The organism is Marinobacter sp. MIT932201 (assembly GCF_047123295.1).
Lineage (GTDB): Bacteria > Pseudomonadota > Gammaproteobacteria > Pseudomonadales > Oleiphilaceae > Marinobacter > Marinobacter salsuginis.
Genome location: NZ_CP138917.1, coordinates 3,421,807 through 3,435,902, shown reverse-complemented (window position 1 = coordinate 3,435,902; position 14,096 = coordinate 3,421,807). Strand labels below are relative to the sequence as shown.

At 58.4% G+C, this 14,096-nt stretch carries 10 protein-coding genes; 5 read left to right on the top strand and 5 right to left on the bottom strand.

The window, feature by feature from the left end:
- Positions 1-5: 5 nt before the first annotated feature.
- Positions 6-1,475 (bottom strand): WS/DGAT/MGAT family O-acyltransferase, encoded by a 1,470-nt coding sequence (locus SIC15_RS15850; RefSeq protein WP_412536432.1) that lies wholly within the window; start codon positions 1,473-1,475, stop codon positions 6-8.
- Positions 1,476-1,690: 215 nt separating this feature from the next.
- Between SIC15_RS15850 and SIC15_RS15845 the strand changes: the two genes are divergently transcribed.
- The 5 genes from SIC15_RS15845 (at position 1,691) to SIC15_RS15825 (ending at position 7,339) form a co-directional block, all read left to right on the top strand.
- The gene (locus tag SIC15_RS15845; protein ID WP_412536431.1) at positions 1,691-2,575 is read left to right on the top strand and encodes a bile acid:sodium symporter family protein; all 885 of its coding nucleotides are present in this window, start codon (positions 1,691-1,693) and stop codon (positions 2,573-2,575) included.
- Positions 2,576-2,590: 15 nt separating this feature from the next.
- Positions 2,591-2,971, top strand: coding sequence for a CidA/LrgA family protein (locus SIC15_RS15840; RefSeq protein WP_153633917.1), 381 nt, complete (start codon positions 2,591-2,593; stop codon positions 2,969-2,971).
- Positions 2,964-3,701, top strand: a complete 738-nt coding sequence (locus SIC15_RS15835) for an LrgB family protein (protein ID WP_209400948.1) — start codon at positions 2,964-2,966, stop codon at positions 3,699-3,701. The genes SIC15_RS15840 and SIC15_RS15835 overlap by 8 nt, the downstream gene beginning before the upstream one ends.
- Positions 3,702-3,863: 162 nt before the next feature.
- Positions 3,864-5,942 (top strand): TonB-dependent receptor family protein, encoded by a 2,079-nt coding sequence (locus SIC15_RS15830; protein WP_412536430.1) that lies wholly within the window; start codon positions 3,864-3,866, stop codon positions 5,940-5,942.
- A gap of 38 nt (positions 5,943-5,980) precedes the next feature.
- Positions 5,981-7,339, top strand: coding sequence for a TrpB-like pyridoxal phosphate-dependent enzyme (locus SIC15_RS15825; RefSeq protein WP_412536429.1), 1,359 nt, complete (start codon positions 5,981-5,983; stop codon positions 7,337-7,339).
- On the opposite strand, the gene SIC15_RS15820 is transcribed toward SIC15_RS15825, so the two are convergent.
- The 4 genes from SIC15_RS15820 to SIC15_RS15805 are packed head-to-tail and all read right to left on the bottom strand — an operon-like array spanning position 7,340 to position 14,075.
- Positions 7,340-9,271, bottom strand: a complete 1,932-nt coding sequence (locus SIC15_RS15820; RefSeq protein ID WP_412537628.1) for an alkaline phosphatase D family protein — start codon at positions 9,269-9,271, stop codon at positions 7,340-7,342.
- Positions 9,268-10,827, bottom strand: coding sequence for a SpoVR family protein (locus SIC15_RS15815; protein ID WP_412536428.1), 1,560 nt, complete (start codon positions 10,825-10,827; stop codon positions 9,268-9,270). The genes SIC15_RS15820 and SIC15_RS15815 overlap by 4 nt, the downstream gene beginning before the upstream one ends.
- Positions 10,824-12,119 carry a YeaH/YhbH family protein gene (locus tag SIC15_RS15810; protein ID WP_069184450.1) on the bottom strand — a complete coding sequence of 432 codons (1,296 nt, stop codon included), beginning with the start codon at positions 12,117-12,119 and terminating at the stop codon, positions 10,824-10,826. The genes SIC15_RS15815 and SIC15_RS15810 overlap by 4 nt, the downstream gene beginning before the upstream one ends.
- Positions 12,120-12,152: 33 nt before the next feature.
- Positions 12,153-14,075: a PrkA family serine protein kinase gene (locus SIC15_RS15805; RefSeq protein WP_069184449.1), complete on the bottom strand. Its 1,923-nt coding sequence runs from the start codon at positions 14,073-14,075 to the stop codon at positions 12,153-12,155.
- Positions 14,076-14,096: the final 21 nt, after the last annotated feature.

The following is a 14,096-nucleotide window of genomic DNA, read 5'->3' as shown; positions in this document are numbered from 1 at the left end:
CTCGATCAGTCTGCTTTACTCTTTTTTGTCGCCGGCTTTCGTGGTGCCTTGGGCTTGGCCGCCGCTTCTGATTTGGCCTTTGGCGGCAGAATCAGGCTTTCCAGTTCGTCCAGCGCCTCACCGGTGTAAACCGCCAGTCTCTGCATGCTTGGCAGTGTGTCCCTGCAGCCGGTGTAGCCGAAGTTCAGTGATCCGTCATAACTAAGGCAGGTGATGTTCAACGCACCGCCGTGTGCGATCAGGGACACCGGGTACATGGCTTCCAGTTTCGCGCCCTCGTAGTAGAGGGTTTTCTGGGGGCCCGGCACATTGGAAATCGTGACATTGAACACCGGTCGCATCCGCCCGCCGAGGCCCGACATCAATTGCAGGATGTAGGGTGACATCAACAGCATGGTGTATTGGGTCAGGGCGCTTTTGGGCAGCTTTTGCAGGTGCTCTTTGGCCCTGCGGGTGGATGTCTTGATGTTCTGCAGCCGCGTTAATGGATCCGCCTCGTCGGTCGCCAGGGATGCGATCATGAAACTGATCTGCGTGCCTGTGCCCTGGTCATCGGAGGGGCGAATGTTCACCGGGATACCGGCGGTCAGCGGAATGTCTGGCAGCTCGTCCTGCTCCACCAGAAAACGTCGGAGGGCGGTACCGCAGAGGTACAGAACAATGTCGTTCAGGGAGCCGCCGGAGATGTGGGCAAGCTCCTTGATGCGGTCAAGCTGGTAATGCTGGGTGGCGAACCGGCGCTGCCCGGTGACCCGGTGATTGATCTTGGAAACGGGCCCGGTAAATGGCGCGGTGAGGCCGTCTTCGGGATGACGCACCGAATGCACCAGCCGGTTGCCCGCCTGCCACAGGCGTGGCGCCATATCCGCCTGCAGCTTCAGGGCTTCCATGGCCTGTGAAACCGCGCCGGGCACGCTGGCCTCGGAGTCGGATTTGCTGCCGCGGCGACGCTCCGGACGTACCGACCAGGGGGGCGGCATATCCCGTTTGTCAGGGGCAGTGGTCAGTACCCGTTGCATCAGGCGCATACCACTTATGCCATCGATCATGGAATGATGCATCTTGGTGTAGAGCGCAAACCGGTTGTTCTCAAGACCCTCAATAACGTGGCATTCCCACAGCGGGCGGGCGAAATCCAGGGGATTGGAGTGCAGGCGCGATACCAGGATACCTAGTTCCCGCTCACCGCCAGGGCGCGGCAGGGCGGAATGGCGAACGTGATAATCCAGATCTATTTTCTTGTCGACTTTCCATGCCGGCGCCAGAACCCGGCCCAGCAAACCGGACCAGGCAAGCTTGTAACCCCAGGGAGGCGCTACATCGCCGGTCTCCTTCATACGGGTCACCATGTCCCGCAGAAAAGTGTCAGGGGCGCCCTCCGGTAGCGAAAAAATCTGCAGGTTGCCCACGTGCATGGGGGTGTCTTCAGATTCTACGGCCAGCCAAGAGGCATCCAGGGTTCCCAGGCGTTTCATTCCTTGTGTGTCTCCACCAGTGTCCAGGTATTTTAATTGTCTGATGCAAGTATACGTGCAACTGCTTCTGGACACGATGCTTGCGTCCACAAAGTTCCCGGTTTTACAGCGTTTAACCGTTACACGCTGTTGCCGTTGAAAGCTCCCGAAAGGGCACAGTGTGTGCTACTTTTCATCGGTTGGTTGCAGTAAAAACAAAAACATCCGGAGGCGTTGTGGAATCCAGCCCGCTTATCTCGGCAGGACTGCCGATTGCTCTGTTCATTATCATGATCGGTATCGGCATGACCCTGACGATACGTGACTTCCGCCAGGTAGCGGTGTATCCGAAAGGGATGATCGTCGGCACCGTTGCCCAGATTCTGGTCATGCCCCTCATTGCTTTCTTGCTGGCCACATTGCTGGCGGTTCCACCGGCCATCGCCGTTGGGCTGGTAATTATTGCCGCCTGCCCCGGGGGCACCACATCGAATCTGTTTGTGCTGCTCTCACGGGGTAATATTGCACTGTCTATTGTGCTGACGGTCAGTGCCAGCCTGATCACCATCCTTACCCTGCCGCTGTTCACCAACATTGCCCTTCAGCATTACATGGGAACCGAGGAAGACATTGTGCTGCCGGTGTGGAAAACCATCGGCATGCTGGTTGGTATCGTGCTCTTCCCGGTAGCCATTGGAATGGTGGTTCGTACCCGCAACCCTGAGGTTGCCCGCAAGGCAGAAAGCATCGTTAGCATCTTCGGCGGTATTGTGCTGGCCGTCCTGATTGTGGCCCTGGTGTACGGGGTTCGTGACCAGATCTGGGAGCTTTTGAAGCAGGCAGGGCCGGCTACTTTTCTGTTGAATGTGGCCGGTATCGGGCTGGGCCTTGCTGCGGGTCGCCTGGCGGGGCTGACCCAGAGAGAATCGCTTGCGGTGGCGGTGGAGCTGGGTGTGAAGAACGGCACCATTGCCCTGATGGTTACCCTGACCCTGCTGGAGTCCAGCGCCATGTCCATTCCGGCAGCGGTATACGGAGTGCTGATGTTCCCGATCGGTTTTGTCCTGGCCATGTATGGCCGGAGTATCATTCCCATTTCGACCTTACAAAGCAAACCCTGACTGGAGTCCTGCGTCATGCAGTTCCTGAACGGCATTACCCTGCTACTGGTGTATCAGCTGGTGGGTGAGATCACGGTTCGATTGCTGGGGCTGCCCATTCCAGGGCCGGTGCTGGGTATGGTGATGCTGTTCATTACCCTGATGATCCGGGGCAAAGCCCCGGAGTCCGTTGACCAGGCGTCTACCGCCTTGCTGAGCCATCTTTCGCTTCTTTTCGTTCCGGCCGGTGTGGGCATGATGGCGCATTTCGGCCGCATCGCCGACGAGTGGATTCCAATAACCCTCGCGCTGCTGCTGAGTACGGTCATAACCATGGTTGCCACGGCCCTGATCATGCAGGTAACCACGCGCTGGTTTGCGTCGCCCGTTTCGGAAAAGGAGGCAGATGATGACTGAGCCGGGGCTGAAAGACATCTGGGTCTACCTTTCCACATCGCCGCTGCTTGGGCTGACCATCACCCTGGTGGCCTATGGTCTGGCCTACCGGCTGTACCTGAAAACCAACTCCAATCCCCTCGCCAATCCGGTCGTCACGTCCGTCGCCATGCTCATCATCCTGTTGCTGGCCACTGGCACGTCTTACAGTGATTATTTTGAAGGCGGGCAGTTTGTTCACTTTCTGCTGGGTCCGGCGACGGTGGCGTTGGCTGTTCCCCTGTACCAGCAGTTTTCCCGGTTGCGACAGCTCTGGCTGCCCGTGACGATTTCGCTCCTCTGCGGCGTCGTCATCGCTGCCGGCAGTTCCATTGGTCTGGCCCGCGTTCTCGGAGGGTCTACGGAGATCCAGATGTCCCTGGCCCCGAAATCGGCAACGGCACCGGTAGCCATGGGTATCTCTGAAAAAATTGGCGGGCTCCCGTCTCTGACGGCCGTCCTGGTCGTGATAACGGGCATCACCGGCGCCGTTCTGGGCACAAAACTCTTCGAGTGGATCCGGGTTAGGGATGACACCGCCAAAGGCATCGCCATGGGTGTTGCAGCCCACGGTATCGGAACCGCCCGGGCGTTTCAGGTAAGCTCGCAGATGGGGGCTTTCTCAGGTCTGGCGATGGCACTTTCGGCGTTCGCAACGGCTTTGCTGGTGCCCTGGCTGGTTGATCTGCTTGAAGCGTGGATCCCCGCCTGATTTCGCCGCCTTGTACCTGCAACCAAAGTCCTATAAAAAAACAGATGAAATGATTATTTAAAACTGGCTTTCCGACGGATTGAATGGGATGACACCATTTTCCGATTGCTGGCGTACCCGTTGTCAGGAGAAGTTCTTGATAACGAGTCCCCTGGAGGCCCTTTGAACAAGAATAATTACCTTGCAACTCTGGCACTGGTTCCCATCTGCTTTTCAGTCTCCCCTGTTGTGACGGCCCAACCACCTGCAGGCCAGGGAGAGGAAGAGTTGGTTCTGGAGGTTACGTCACCGAGGCTGGTGCGGGACCTGTATGAAACGCCCGCAGCGGTCTCCGTGGTCAACGCTCCGGACATCCGTGAGGGACAGCAGCGCCTGCAGCTGGACGAATCCCTCGATACCGTCCCCGGCCTGTTCTTCCAGAACCGCTACAACTTTGCCCAGAACCTCCGGCTGTCCACTCGCGGGTTCGGGGCCAGGGCGCCTTTCGGTATTCGGGGTATCCGGATCCAGGTGGACGGCATCCCCTACACGCTGCCGGACGGCCAGTCGCAGATTGATGCCATTGATCTGGATTCGGCCCAGCGCATCGAGGTTATTCGGGGGCCGGCTTCGGTACAGTACGGAAACGCTGCCGGCGGTGTCATCGATATTTCGACCGCGCTAGGCGACGAACTCCCGGCGGGCGGCCGTCTGCGGCTGGATGGCGGCAGTGACGACTATCGCAAGGCTGCCATACAGGGCAACGGCGTGGATGGCGATACCAGCGGCATAGCAACGCTTTCGTGGCTGACATTCGATGGCCACCGGGAGCAGAGTGAGGCGGAAAAGGCGCTGTTCAACGCCTGTGTCGCGCGGGATCTGGAGTCCGGAAGGCGTCTGACCGCAACGTTCAACGCGCTGCATAACCCGAAATCCGAAGACCCCGGCGGGCTTACCCTGGCCCAGGCCGAAGAGGATCCGGAACAGGCCACCGCGCTTGCCAAAAGGCTGGATAGTAGCCAGACCGTGAACCAGCAGACCCTGGGTGTAAGATGGGAGGATTCCGTCGTGCTGCCCGGCCAGCTCACCCTCGATACCTTCTACACCCACCGGGATTTCGCGCAGCAACTGCCGTTTCCCGGAAGCAGCCGGATAGCCTACGACCGGCATTTTTACGGCATCAGTTCCCAGTACCAGCAGGAATCGATGCTGGCCGGATTGCCTCTGGTCTGGGTCACCGGCCTTGATGTACACCATCAGTCCGATGATCGGCGCCGTTATTCCGTGTCGATCGATGGTGATATCACCGGCCAGACCCAGGCGGAAAACCAGAGCGCCACCAATGTCGCCGTGTTTGGCCAGGGCGATCTGGCGCTGAGCGACGTACTCAACATCTCCCTGGGCGTGCGGTTCGACCGGCTGCATATGGCGATAGACGACGAATGGCTGCAGGACGGTAGCGATGATTCGGGCAACCGGACCTTCCGGGAGTACAGTGGTGTTGCCGGAATCAGCTACAAACTGGCACCGAGGCACCAGGTATACGCCACCCTGGGTACCGCTTTCGAGTCCCCCACCTTCACCGAGTTTGCCAACCCGAATGGCGGTGGCTTCAATCCCGATCTGGAGCCCCAGCAGGCATTGAATCGCGAGCTGGGTATGCGCGGCATGCTGGGTGCAGGGTTGAGCTATGATATGGCGCTGTTTTCCATTCGGGTGGAGGACGAGATCCTGCCCTTCAACGTGGGCGATCAGACCTTCTATGAAAACGCCGGTGAAACCCGTCGCAATGGCTTCGAACTGGGGCTGGCCTGGGAGCTGTCCTACGCATGGCGGGTAACCAGCGCGCTGACCCTGGCGGATTACGAATTACGGGACTTTGCCGATGAGCAGGGCAACGATGCCAGCGGCAATGCCATTGCAGGTCTGCCCGAGCAGCTCTGGGTGAACGAACTGGAGTGGCGCGGAACAGGCGGCCGTTTTGCGGCCCTCGAGTGGCAGTATGTGGGCGAGTTCTACGCCGAGAACAGTAACCAGACCCTGGTCAGTGATTACTGGCTGGCTGGTCTGCGTGCCGGCGATTCAATTCGCATGGCGTATCAGACCCTGAACCTGTATGCCGGCATTCGCAACCTGCTGGATCAGGATTATTTCAGTAATGTACGCATAAACGCCAATGCGAACCGCCCGGTGGAAGACCGGGGCTATTTCGAACCAGGTCCCGGAAGAACTTTTTATGCGGGCCTGGAATGGGTATTCTGAATACCTATAACAACACAAACAGTAGGAATTTTTTATTCATGCAAACCAAGTTCCTTCTCGAAGAAAGCCAGATGCCCAAATACTGGTACAACCTGCAGGCGGACCTGCCTGAGCCCTTGCCGGCTGTCTTGCACCCCGGCACCCAGCAGCCGGTGGGCCCGTCGGATCTTGAGCCGCTGTTTCCGATGGCGTTGATCGAACAGGAGGTAACCACCGAGCGGGAAATCGAGATTCCGGAGCCGGTGCGTGACGTCTACAATCTCTGGCGTCCAGCGCCTCTGTACCGGGCCCATCGCCTCGAGAAGGCCCTCGGCACCCCGGCAAAAATCTTCTACAAGTACGAGGGCGTGAGCCCGGCGGGCAGCCACAAGCCGAACACCGCGATTCCGCAAGCCTTCTACAACCGGGAAGCGGGCATTCGAACCCTGACTACGGAAACCGGTGCCGGGCAGTGGGGCACCTCTTTGTCTTTTGCCGGTTCCCTGTTTGATATGGACGTGACCGTGTTCCAGGTCCGGGTTTCATACAACCAGAAGCCCTATCGTCGGGCCGTCATGGAAACCTACGGTGCCAAGTGTGTCGCCTCACCCTCGGAGCTGACCGAGTTTGGACGCAAAGTGCTGGCCGAAAATCCTGACCACACCGGCAGTCTGGGCATCGCCATCTCTGAAGCCGTGGAACTGGCTGTCCAGGATCCTAACACCAAGTACGCCCTCGGTTCGGTACTCAATCATGTGCTGCTCCATCAAAGCATCATCGGACTGGAAGCCATGCAGCAAATGGAAATGGCGGACTGCTGGCCCGATGTGATCGTGGGTTGCACCGGCGGTGGTTCCAACTTTGCAGGTATTGCCTTCCCGTTCATGGGCCACGCCCTGAGAGGCGGTGAGAAATCCCGGATTGTAGCGGTGGAACCCTCGGCCTGTCCCACCCTGACCCGGGGCAAATACGCCTATGATTATGGCGATACCGCCCACATGACCCCGCTCACCAAGATGCATACCCTGGGCTCCGGATTCACCCCGCCCGGCTTCCACGCCGGTGGCCTGCGCTACCACGGTATGGCCCCGCTTGTTTCCCACGCCAAGGAACTGGGGCTGTTTGATGCAGTGTCCTATACCCAGCGGGAGTGCTTCGAGGCCGGTGTGCTGTTCGCGAAGAATGAAGGTATTGTGCCGGCTCCGGAAGCCAACCATGCGGTCAAGGGCGCCATCGACGAAGCCCTGCGCTGTAAGCGGGAAGGCAAGGAAGAGGTGATTCTGTTCAACCTCTGCGGTCACGGCCATTTCGATATGGCGGCCTATACCTCCTACTTTGCCGGTGAACTGAGCGACCACGAATACGACGAACAGGAACTGGCGATGGCCCTGTCCGGGCTGCCCTCGGTCAACGCCTGATCAGTTTTCTTTAGCGCGTCGCTGAAAAATCGTACCCCCGCCGCCGGCATCCAGTTGCCGGATGGCGGTGGGTTCGCCTTCTTCATCCAGCCTCACATCCCCGATGCCCGCCCCGTTCCACAAGCGCTCTCCGGCTTCCCGGCCCTCCGGTAGCCTGGGAGAGATCCACATTCGCCGTCTCTTGGTGAACCAGTTCAGGGGCGACCAGGGCGCAAACAGCCAGCGATTGAGCCGGTCCAGCCATTCCAGCAGGGTGTTGGGGAATTCATTTTTGATGCCGCTACTGGTGATCTGCCAGACATGTGGACCGTTCTGTTTGTGGCGCAGCCTAACGTCATAGGCAAACGAATAGTGGACATCCCCGGAAAGAATCACGAAGTGTCTGGGCGTTCGGGGGTGGCCGAAAATATTGAGCAGTACACTGGCGGCGCCTCGATGCGCCATCCAGTTTTCAGCGTCTACCAGCAGGGGTTTGCCGAAAAAGGTAAACACCCGCTGGATCATCTCTATGAGCTTCACCCCGAACATGGGCGCCGGGGAGACCACCACGACCGCGTCCTCGCCCATGATCTCATGCTGGAAATCGGTCAGCGATTCCCAGTCCATCAGGCCGGACGGGTGGCTGCGCCGGATCTCACTGCGCCAGCGGTGCGTGCGGGTGTCCAGAACCACCAGTCTGGGCGAGGTGGGCAGGCTGTAATGCCAGTGCTGGAAGTGAAACAGTTGGTCGATCAATTCATCCTGGATGGCCTTGTCCAGCTCGTGTTGTCCGTCACTGGAATCGAACAGCTTCTGACACTGTTCGATCAGGTCCCCGAAATTACCCGGTTGGTTACCCCAGCCCTGGCACAAGAGATAGCCCAGCAGGGCATTGCCGATGATGCGCCGGGAAAAGGGGTGTTCATAAGCGGTGGTTTCCCAGAGGGCCGAGAGATTCCAGTCGTCGGTAACGTCATGATCATCAAAGATCATATAGACGGGCACGTTAGCCATGGCCCGCGCTGCCCGCGGAAGGGTTCTGCGAAACTCGTCGATAGCGGCCTGTTCTTTCCGATAACGCGCCAGTTCGTCCGGATCTTCGACTGGCTCCGCGCTGGTAACAAGGTGCCAGGGCTCCGGCGACCACACCAGCAGGTACATGGCCATCACCTCGGCGAACGAGATCAGGTGATTGCCGGCGTTGGCGGTTGTGAACACTGGCTTGCGGACGCCACCAAAGAAACGCTCGGTGAGGTCCTCGTTAAATTCGGATTCCGGCAGCAGTTCATCCCGGTGGTAATAGGCATTTGCTACCGAAGTCAGTTCCTTGCTGTGTGAAAGCGAGGCGCCTTCCAGCACTTCCTGGTAAAGACCCAGCTGGTGAATAACGCACTGGATGGCGTGCAACATCGGACCGGCCACATCATCGGCGTAGACCTGGTCGCCGGTCATCAGCAGCAGAGACGGAACGTCCTCTAGTCTCTGTGCCTTCTGCAGTTCCTCATCCACCCGAACCAAACCGTCTCGCGAGGGATGGTGAGGTCTCCGGCAGGAGCCATGGAGTATGCGATCCAGTTTCGACTTCAGGGTAAAGCCAGGGCGATCGCGGCTCTCCGGGCAAAGATGCGTAGCCCAGCTGCGGATCCATCGGGGTGGGGCGGATCCGTCACCAGTGAGCCCCAGGTCGTACTCAAGCGGGGTGTCCCGGGGCAGAGCGGAGTCCGGTGTGATTGTCAGAAGGTTCAGCCAGGCACGGGTACCAATTCGAAGCCGTGAAACCTCTGATTCTGCTAGCGGACGATCCAGCAGGAGCTCTCTGCCTTTGAATACCTGAACGGCGAGCGCTGTCCGTTCGCTGGTTACCAGCCACAGAACAAGTGAGTCCGGCGCGGAATGACGTAGAATCGGGCCGGCCAGTACCGGCCCGAATTTGCCATCAGGCTCCAGATTCAGTCCTCCTCAAGTTCCCTAGGCGGGCAGTGGTGGTCTTCCACCACGGTGCCATCGTCCACGCTTTCCAAATGCACATCAAAGCCCCAGAGCCTGTGCACATGGCGCAGAACCTCGTCGGTTTCCTTGCCCAGTGGCACACGGTCTACCGGTATGTGGCGCAGGGTCAGGGAGCGGTCGCCGCGCACATCCACATTCCATACCTGGATGTTGGGTTCGCGATAACTGAGATTGTACTGTCGCGCCAGTTTCTCGCGCAGGTCCCGGTAACCGGGTTCATCGTGGATGGCGGTTACCCGATAGACGTCCTCCTGATCGTCGTTCTGGATCGCAAAGAGTTTCAGGTCCCGCATCACCTTGGGTGAGAGGAACTGCTGGATGAAGCTCTCGTCCTTGAAGTTCTTCATCGCGAAATGCAGGGTTTCCAGCCAGTCGCCGCTGGCGATGTCCGGGAACCACTCCCGGTCTTCGTCTGTGGGGTTCTCGCAGATTCTGCGCAGATCCGTGAAGATCGAGAATCCCAGGGTGTAAGGGTTCAGGCCGGAGTACCAGGGGCTATTGAACGGTGGCTGATACACCACCGCCGAGTGGCTCTGGAGAAACTCCAGCATGAAACCGTCTGTCACCAGGCCCTTGTCGTACATACGGTGTAGAAGGGTGTAGTGCCAGAAGCTGGCCCAGCCTTCGTTCATGACCTGGGTCTGGCGCTGGGGATAGAAGTACTGGCCCAGCTTCCGCACGATGCGGATGATTTCCCGCTGCCAGGTCTCCAGCAGTGGCGCGTTCTTCTCGATGAAGTAGAGAATGTTCTCCTGTGGCTCTTCCGGGTAGCGCTTGCCGCGTCTAACCGGGTCATCCTCGTCGTCCATTTTCGGAATGGTGCGCCAGAGATCGTTGATGCGCCGCTGCTGGTACTCCTCACGCTCCTTCTGGCGCCGCACTTCTTCTGAAGCCGATATCGGTGCAGGGCGCTTGTAGCGATCTACGCCGTAGTTCATCAGGGCATGGCAGGAATCCAGGATTTCCTCGACGGCATCCACGCCATAGCGCTCCTCGCACTCCGCCACGTAATGGCGGGCAAACACCAGGTAATCGATGATCGCGCTGGCGTCGGTCCAGGTGTGGAACAGGTAGTTACCCTTGAAGAACGAGTTGTGGCCGTAGGAAGCGTGGGCGATAACCAGCGCCTGCATCGGGAGGGTGTTCTCTTCCATCAGGTAAGCGATGCAGGGGTTGGAGTTGATCACGATCTCGTAGGCCAGGCCCATCTGACCGCGCTGATAGCCCTTGGAGGTACTGAGGAACTGCTTGCCGAAGGACCAGTGATGGTAGCCAACCGGCATGCCCACGGAGCTGTAGGCGTCCATCATCTGTTCGGCGCTGATCACCTCAATCTGGTTGGGGTAGGTGTCCAGGCCGAACTCGGCGGCGCACTTGGCAATCTCGTCGTCGTATTTCTGGATCAGCTCGAACGTCCATTCAGAACCGGTCGAGATCGGCTCCCGGGCTCTGGGCTGATCGCTTTCGGGCGAGTTTGGACGGTCCATGAGGTTAGTCATGCGGCTTTCCTCTCGAACAACTGCCGGAATACCGGGTAAATTTCGCCGGGGTCGGCGATCTGCTGCAGGGCAAAGCTCTGCGGGAATTGCTCCTGGATCTTCTCGTACTCGTACCAGAGCATCTGGTGGTCCTGGGGTGTGATCTCCACGTAGGCAAAATACTGCACCAAGGGCAGGATATTGTCGGCCAGGATCTTCCCGCACACCGGCGAGTCATCGTTCCAATTATCACCGTCCGATGCCTGGGCAGCGTAAATGTTCCACTCGGCCGGGGAATACCGGGATTCGATAATCTTGTGCATCAGCTTGAGGGCGCTGGAGACGATGGTGCCGCCGGTTTCCCGGGAATAGAAGAACTCCTCCTCGTCCACTTCCTTGGCGCTGGTGTGATGCCGGATGAAGACCACTTCAATCTTCTTGTAGTTCTTCTTCAGAAACAGATACAGCAGGATGAAGAAGCGCTTGGCGATGTCCTTGTGCATCTGGGTCATGGACCCGGACACGTCCATCAGGCAGAACATCACGGCACTGGTGGCCGGCTGTGGCTTTTTCACGTGCTGGCGGTAGCGCAGGTCGATCTCATCAATGAAGGGAATGCGGCGAACATTCGCCTTCAGTCGCGCGATTTCCTCCTCCAGAACCTGAATCTGGTCTTCGTGGCTGAACGCGGGATCCAGGTCTTCCGGCGCTGATTTCAGTGCTTCCAGCTGTTTTTCCAGATCCCGGATCTTCTTCTTGCGCGCGCCTCCCAGGCCCAGGCGTCGGGCGTGGGCACCGCGCAACGAGCGTACGACATCCAGCTTGGCCGGCACCCCCTCGGTGCTGAAGCCGGAGCGGATATACTTGAAGGCCTCGGTGTCCTTGAGTTTCTTGCGGGCCAGGTTGGGCAGTTCGAGATCGTCGAACAGAAAATCGAGGAATTCTTCCTGAGTGATCTGGAAGGCGAATTCATCCATGCCCTCGCCGTCCGGGCTGGCCTGTCCCTGGCCGGAGCCCTGGCCACCACCGCCCTCTGGCTTGGGGATGGTGTCGCCGGCCACGAACTCCTGATTGCCGGGGTGCACCACCTCCCGTTTGCCGCCCTGGCCGTGGTGGAAGATCGGTTCTTCAATATCCCGGGACGGAATACTGACCTTCTCGCCCCGTTCTATATCGGTGATTGAGCGCTTCTGAACCGCGTCCGACACCGCACGCTTGATGTGGTGGCGGTAGCGGCGCAGGAACCGTTCCCGGTTCACCGCGCTTTTGTTTTTACCGTTCAGTCGCCGGTCGACTATGTGGGTCATTCCCATGGCGTTACTCCAGCTCAGTGAATGGTCACTGACTTAGTGAGACTTGCGAACCCGCAGGTACCATTCTGCCAACAGCCGAACCTGCTTCTCCGTGTAGCCTCGATCGACCATACGCTCGACGAACTGCTTGTGCTTGTTCTGGTCTTCCTGACTTGCTTTCGGGTTGAACGAAATCACCGGCAACAGATCCTCGGTGTTCGAGAACATCTTCTTCTCGATCACGCTGCGCAGCTTTTCGTAGCTGAGCCAGGACGGGTTCTTGCCACCGTTGTTGGCCCGGGCCCGCAGCACAAAGTTGACCACCTCGTTCCGGAAATCCTTCGGGTTGGAAATGCCCGCGGGCTTCTCGATTTTTTCCAGTTCTTCGTTGATCGAGGAGCGATCGAGGATTTCGCCGGTGTCCGGATCCCGGTATTCCTGATCCTGGATCCAGAAATCGGCATAGGTGACGTACCGGTCGAACAGGTTCTGGCCGTATTCGCTGTAGCTTTCCAGATACGCAGTCTGGATTTCCTTGCCGATGAACTGCACGTAGTGCGGCGCCAGGAATTCCTTGATGAACCTCAGGTATTTCTCATGGGTCTCCGGCGGGAACTGTTCCTGTTCGATCTGTTTTTCCAGAACGTAGAGCAGATGTACCGGGTTCGCCGCCACTTCGGTGGTGTCGAAGTTGAAGACCTTGGACAGGATTTTGAAGGCGAAGCGGGTAGAGAGCCCGTCCATGCCTTCCATCACGCCAGCGGCGTCACGGTACTCCTGGATGGATTTGGCTTTCGGGTCTGTATCCTTGATGTTCTGGCCGTCATAAACCCGCATCTTGGAGAAGATGCTGGAGTTTTCCGGCTCCTTGATGCGCGAGAGCACCGAGAACTGGGCCAGCATGTCCAGGGTGTCTGGCGCGCAGGGAGCGCCTTCGAGCGAACTGTTGCTGAGCAGTTTCTTGTAGATCTCGATTTCTTCGGTCACCCGCACACAGTAGGGCACCTTGACGATATAGACCCGGTCAAGGAACGCCTCGTTGTGCTTGTTATTGCGGAAGGTCTGCCACTCCGATTCGTTGGAGTGGGCCAGGATCACACCGTCGAACGGGACAGAGCCCATGCCTTCGGTGGTGTTGTAGTTGCCTTCCTGGGTCGCGGTCAGCAATGGGTGCAGCACTTTGATGGGTGCCTTGAACATCTCTACGAATTCCATCAGCCCCTGGTTGGCCTTGCACAGGCCACCGCTGAAGCTGTAGGCATCCGGATCGTCCTGGGAGAAATCCTCCAGCATGCGGATGTTGACCTTCCCGACGAGGGCGGAAATGTCCTGGTTGTTGTCGTCACCGGGCTCGGTCTTGGAAACAGCAACCTGGTCGAGTACCGAGGGGTACATTTTTACAACCCGGAACTGGCTGATGTCGCCGCCGTACTCATGCAGGCGTTTCACGGCCCAGGGCGACATGATGTTTTTCAGGTAACGGGCAGGAATCCCATATTCCTCTTCGAGGATCTGGGCGTCTTCGGCGGGATCGAACAGACCCAGGGGAGATTCGTTTACTGGCGAGCCCTTGATGGCGTAGAAGGGCACTTTCTGCATCAGTGACTTGAGTTTTTCCGCCAGGGACGATTTACCACCGCCCACTGGGCCCAGCAGGTAGAGGATCTGTTTCTTTTCTTCCAGGCCCTGGGCGGCGTGGCGGAAGAAGGAAACGATGTTTTCCACGGCGTCTTCCATGCCATAGAACTCGGAAAACTCGGGGTACCGCTTGATGACCTTGTTGGAAAATATCCTTGAAAGCCTCGGATCTTTGGAAGTATCGACGAGCTCTGGTTCGCCAATGGCAATTAACATTCTCTCAGCGGCCGTGGCATAGGCCGTTGGGTCCTTTTTGCAGATCTCCAGGTATTCCTCCAGGCTGTATTCTTCTTCCTGGGTACTCTCATACCGGTCTTTGAAGTGCTGCAGTATGCTCATAGATTGCCCTCGCTCGCTGTA

Bases quoted from the DNA above. Each gene is read 5' to 3' on its own strand.
- SIC15_RS15850 (WP_412536432.1), bottom strand. From the start codon at position 1,475: ATGAAACGCCTGGGAACCCTGGATGCCTCTTGGCTGGCCGTAGAATCT.
- SIC15_RS15840 (WP_153633917.1), top strand. From the start codon at position 2,591: ATGCAGTTCCTGAACGGCATTACCCTGCTACTGGTGTATCAGCTGGTG.
- SIC15_RS15835 (WP_209400948.1), top strand. From the start codon at position 2,964: ATGACTGAGCCGGGGCTGAAAGACATCTGGGTCTACCTTTCCACATCG.
- SIC15_RS15825 (WP_412536429.1), top strand. From the start codon at position 5,981: ATGCAAACCAAGTTCCTTCTCGAAGAAAGCCAGATGCCCAAATACTGG.
- SIC15_RS15815 (WP_412536428.1), bottom strand. From the start codon at position 10,827: ATGACTAACCTCATGGACCGTCCAAACTCGCCCGAAAGCGATCAGCCC.
- SIC15_RS15810 (WP_069184450.1), bottom strand. From the start codon at position 12,119: ATGGGAATGACCCACATAGTCGACCGGCGACTGAACGGTAAAAACAAA.
- SIC15_RS15805 (WP_069184449.1), bottom strand. From the start codon at position 14,075: ATGAGCATACTGCAGCACTTCAAAGACCGGTATGAGAGTACCCAGGAA.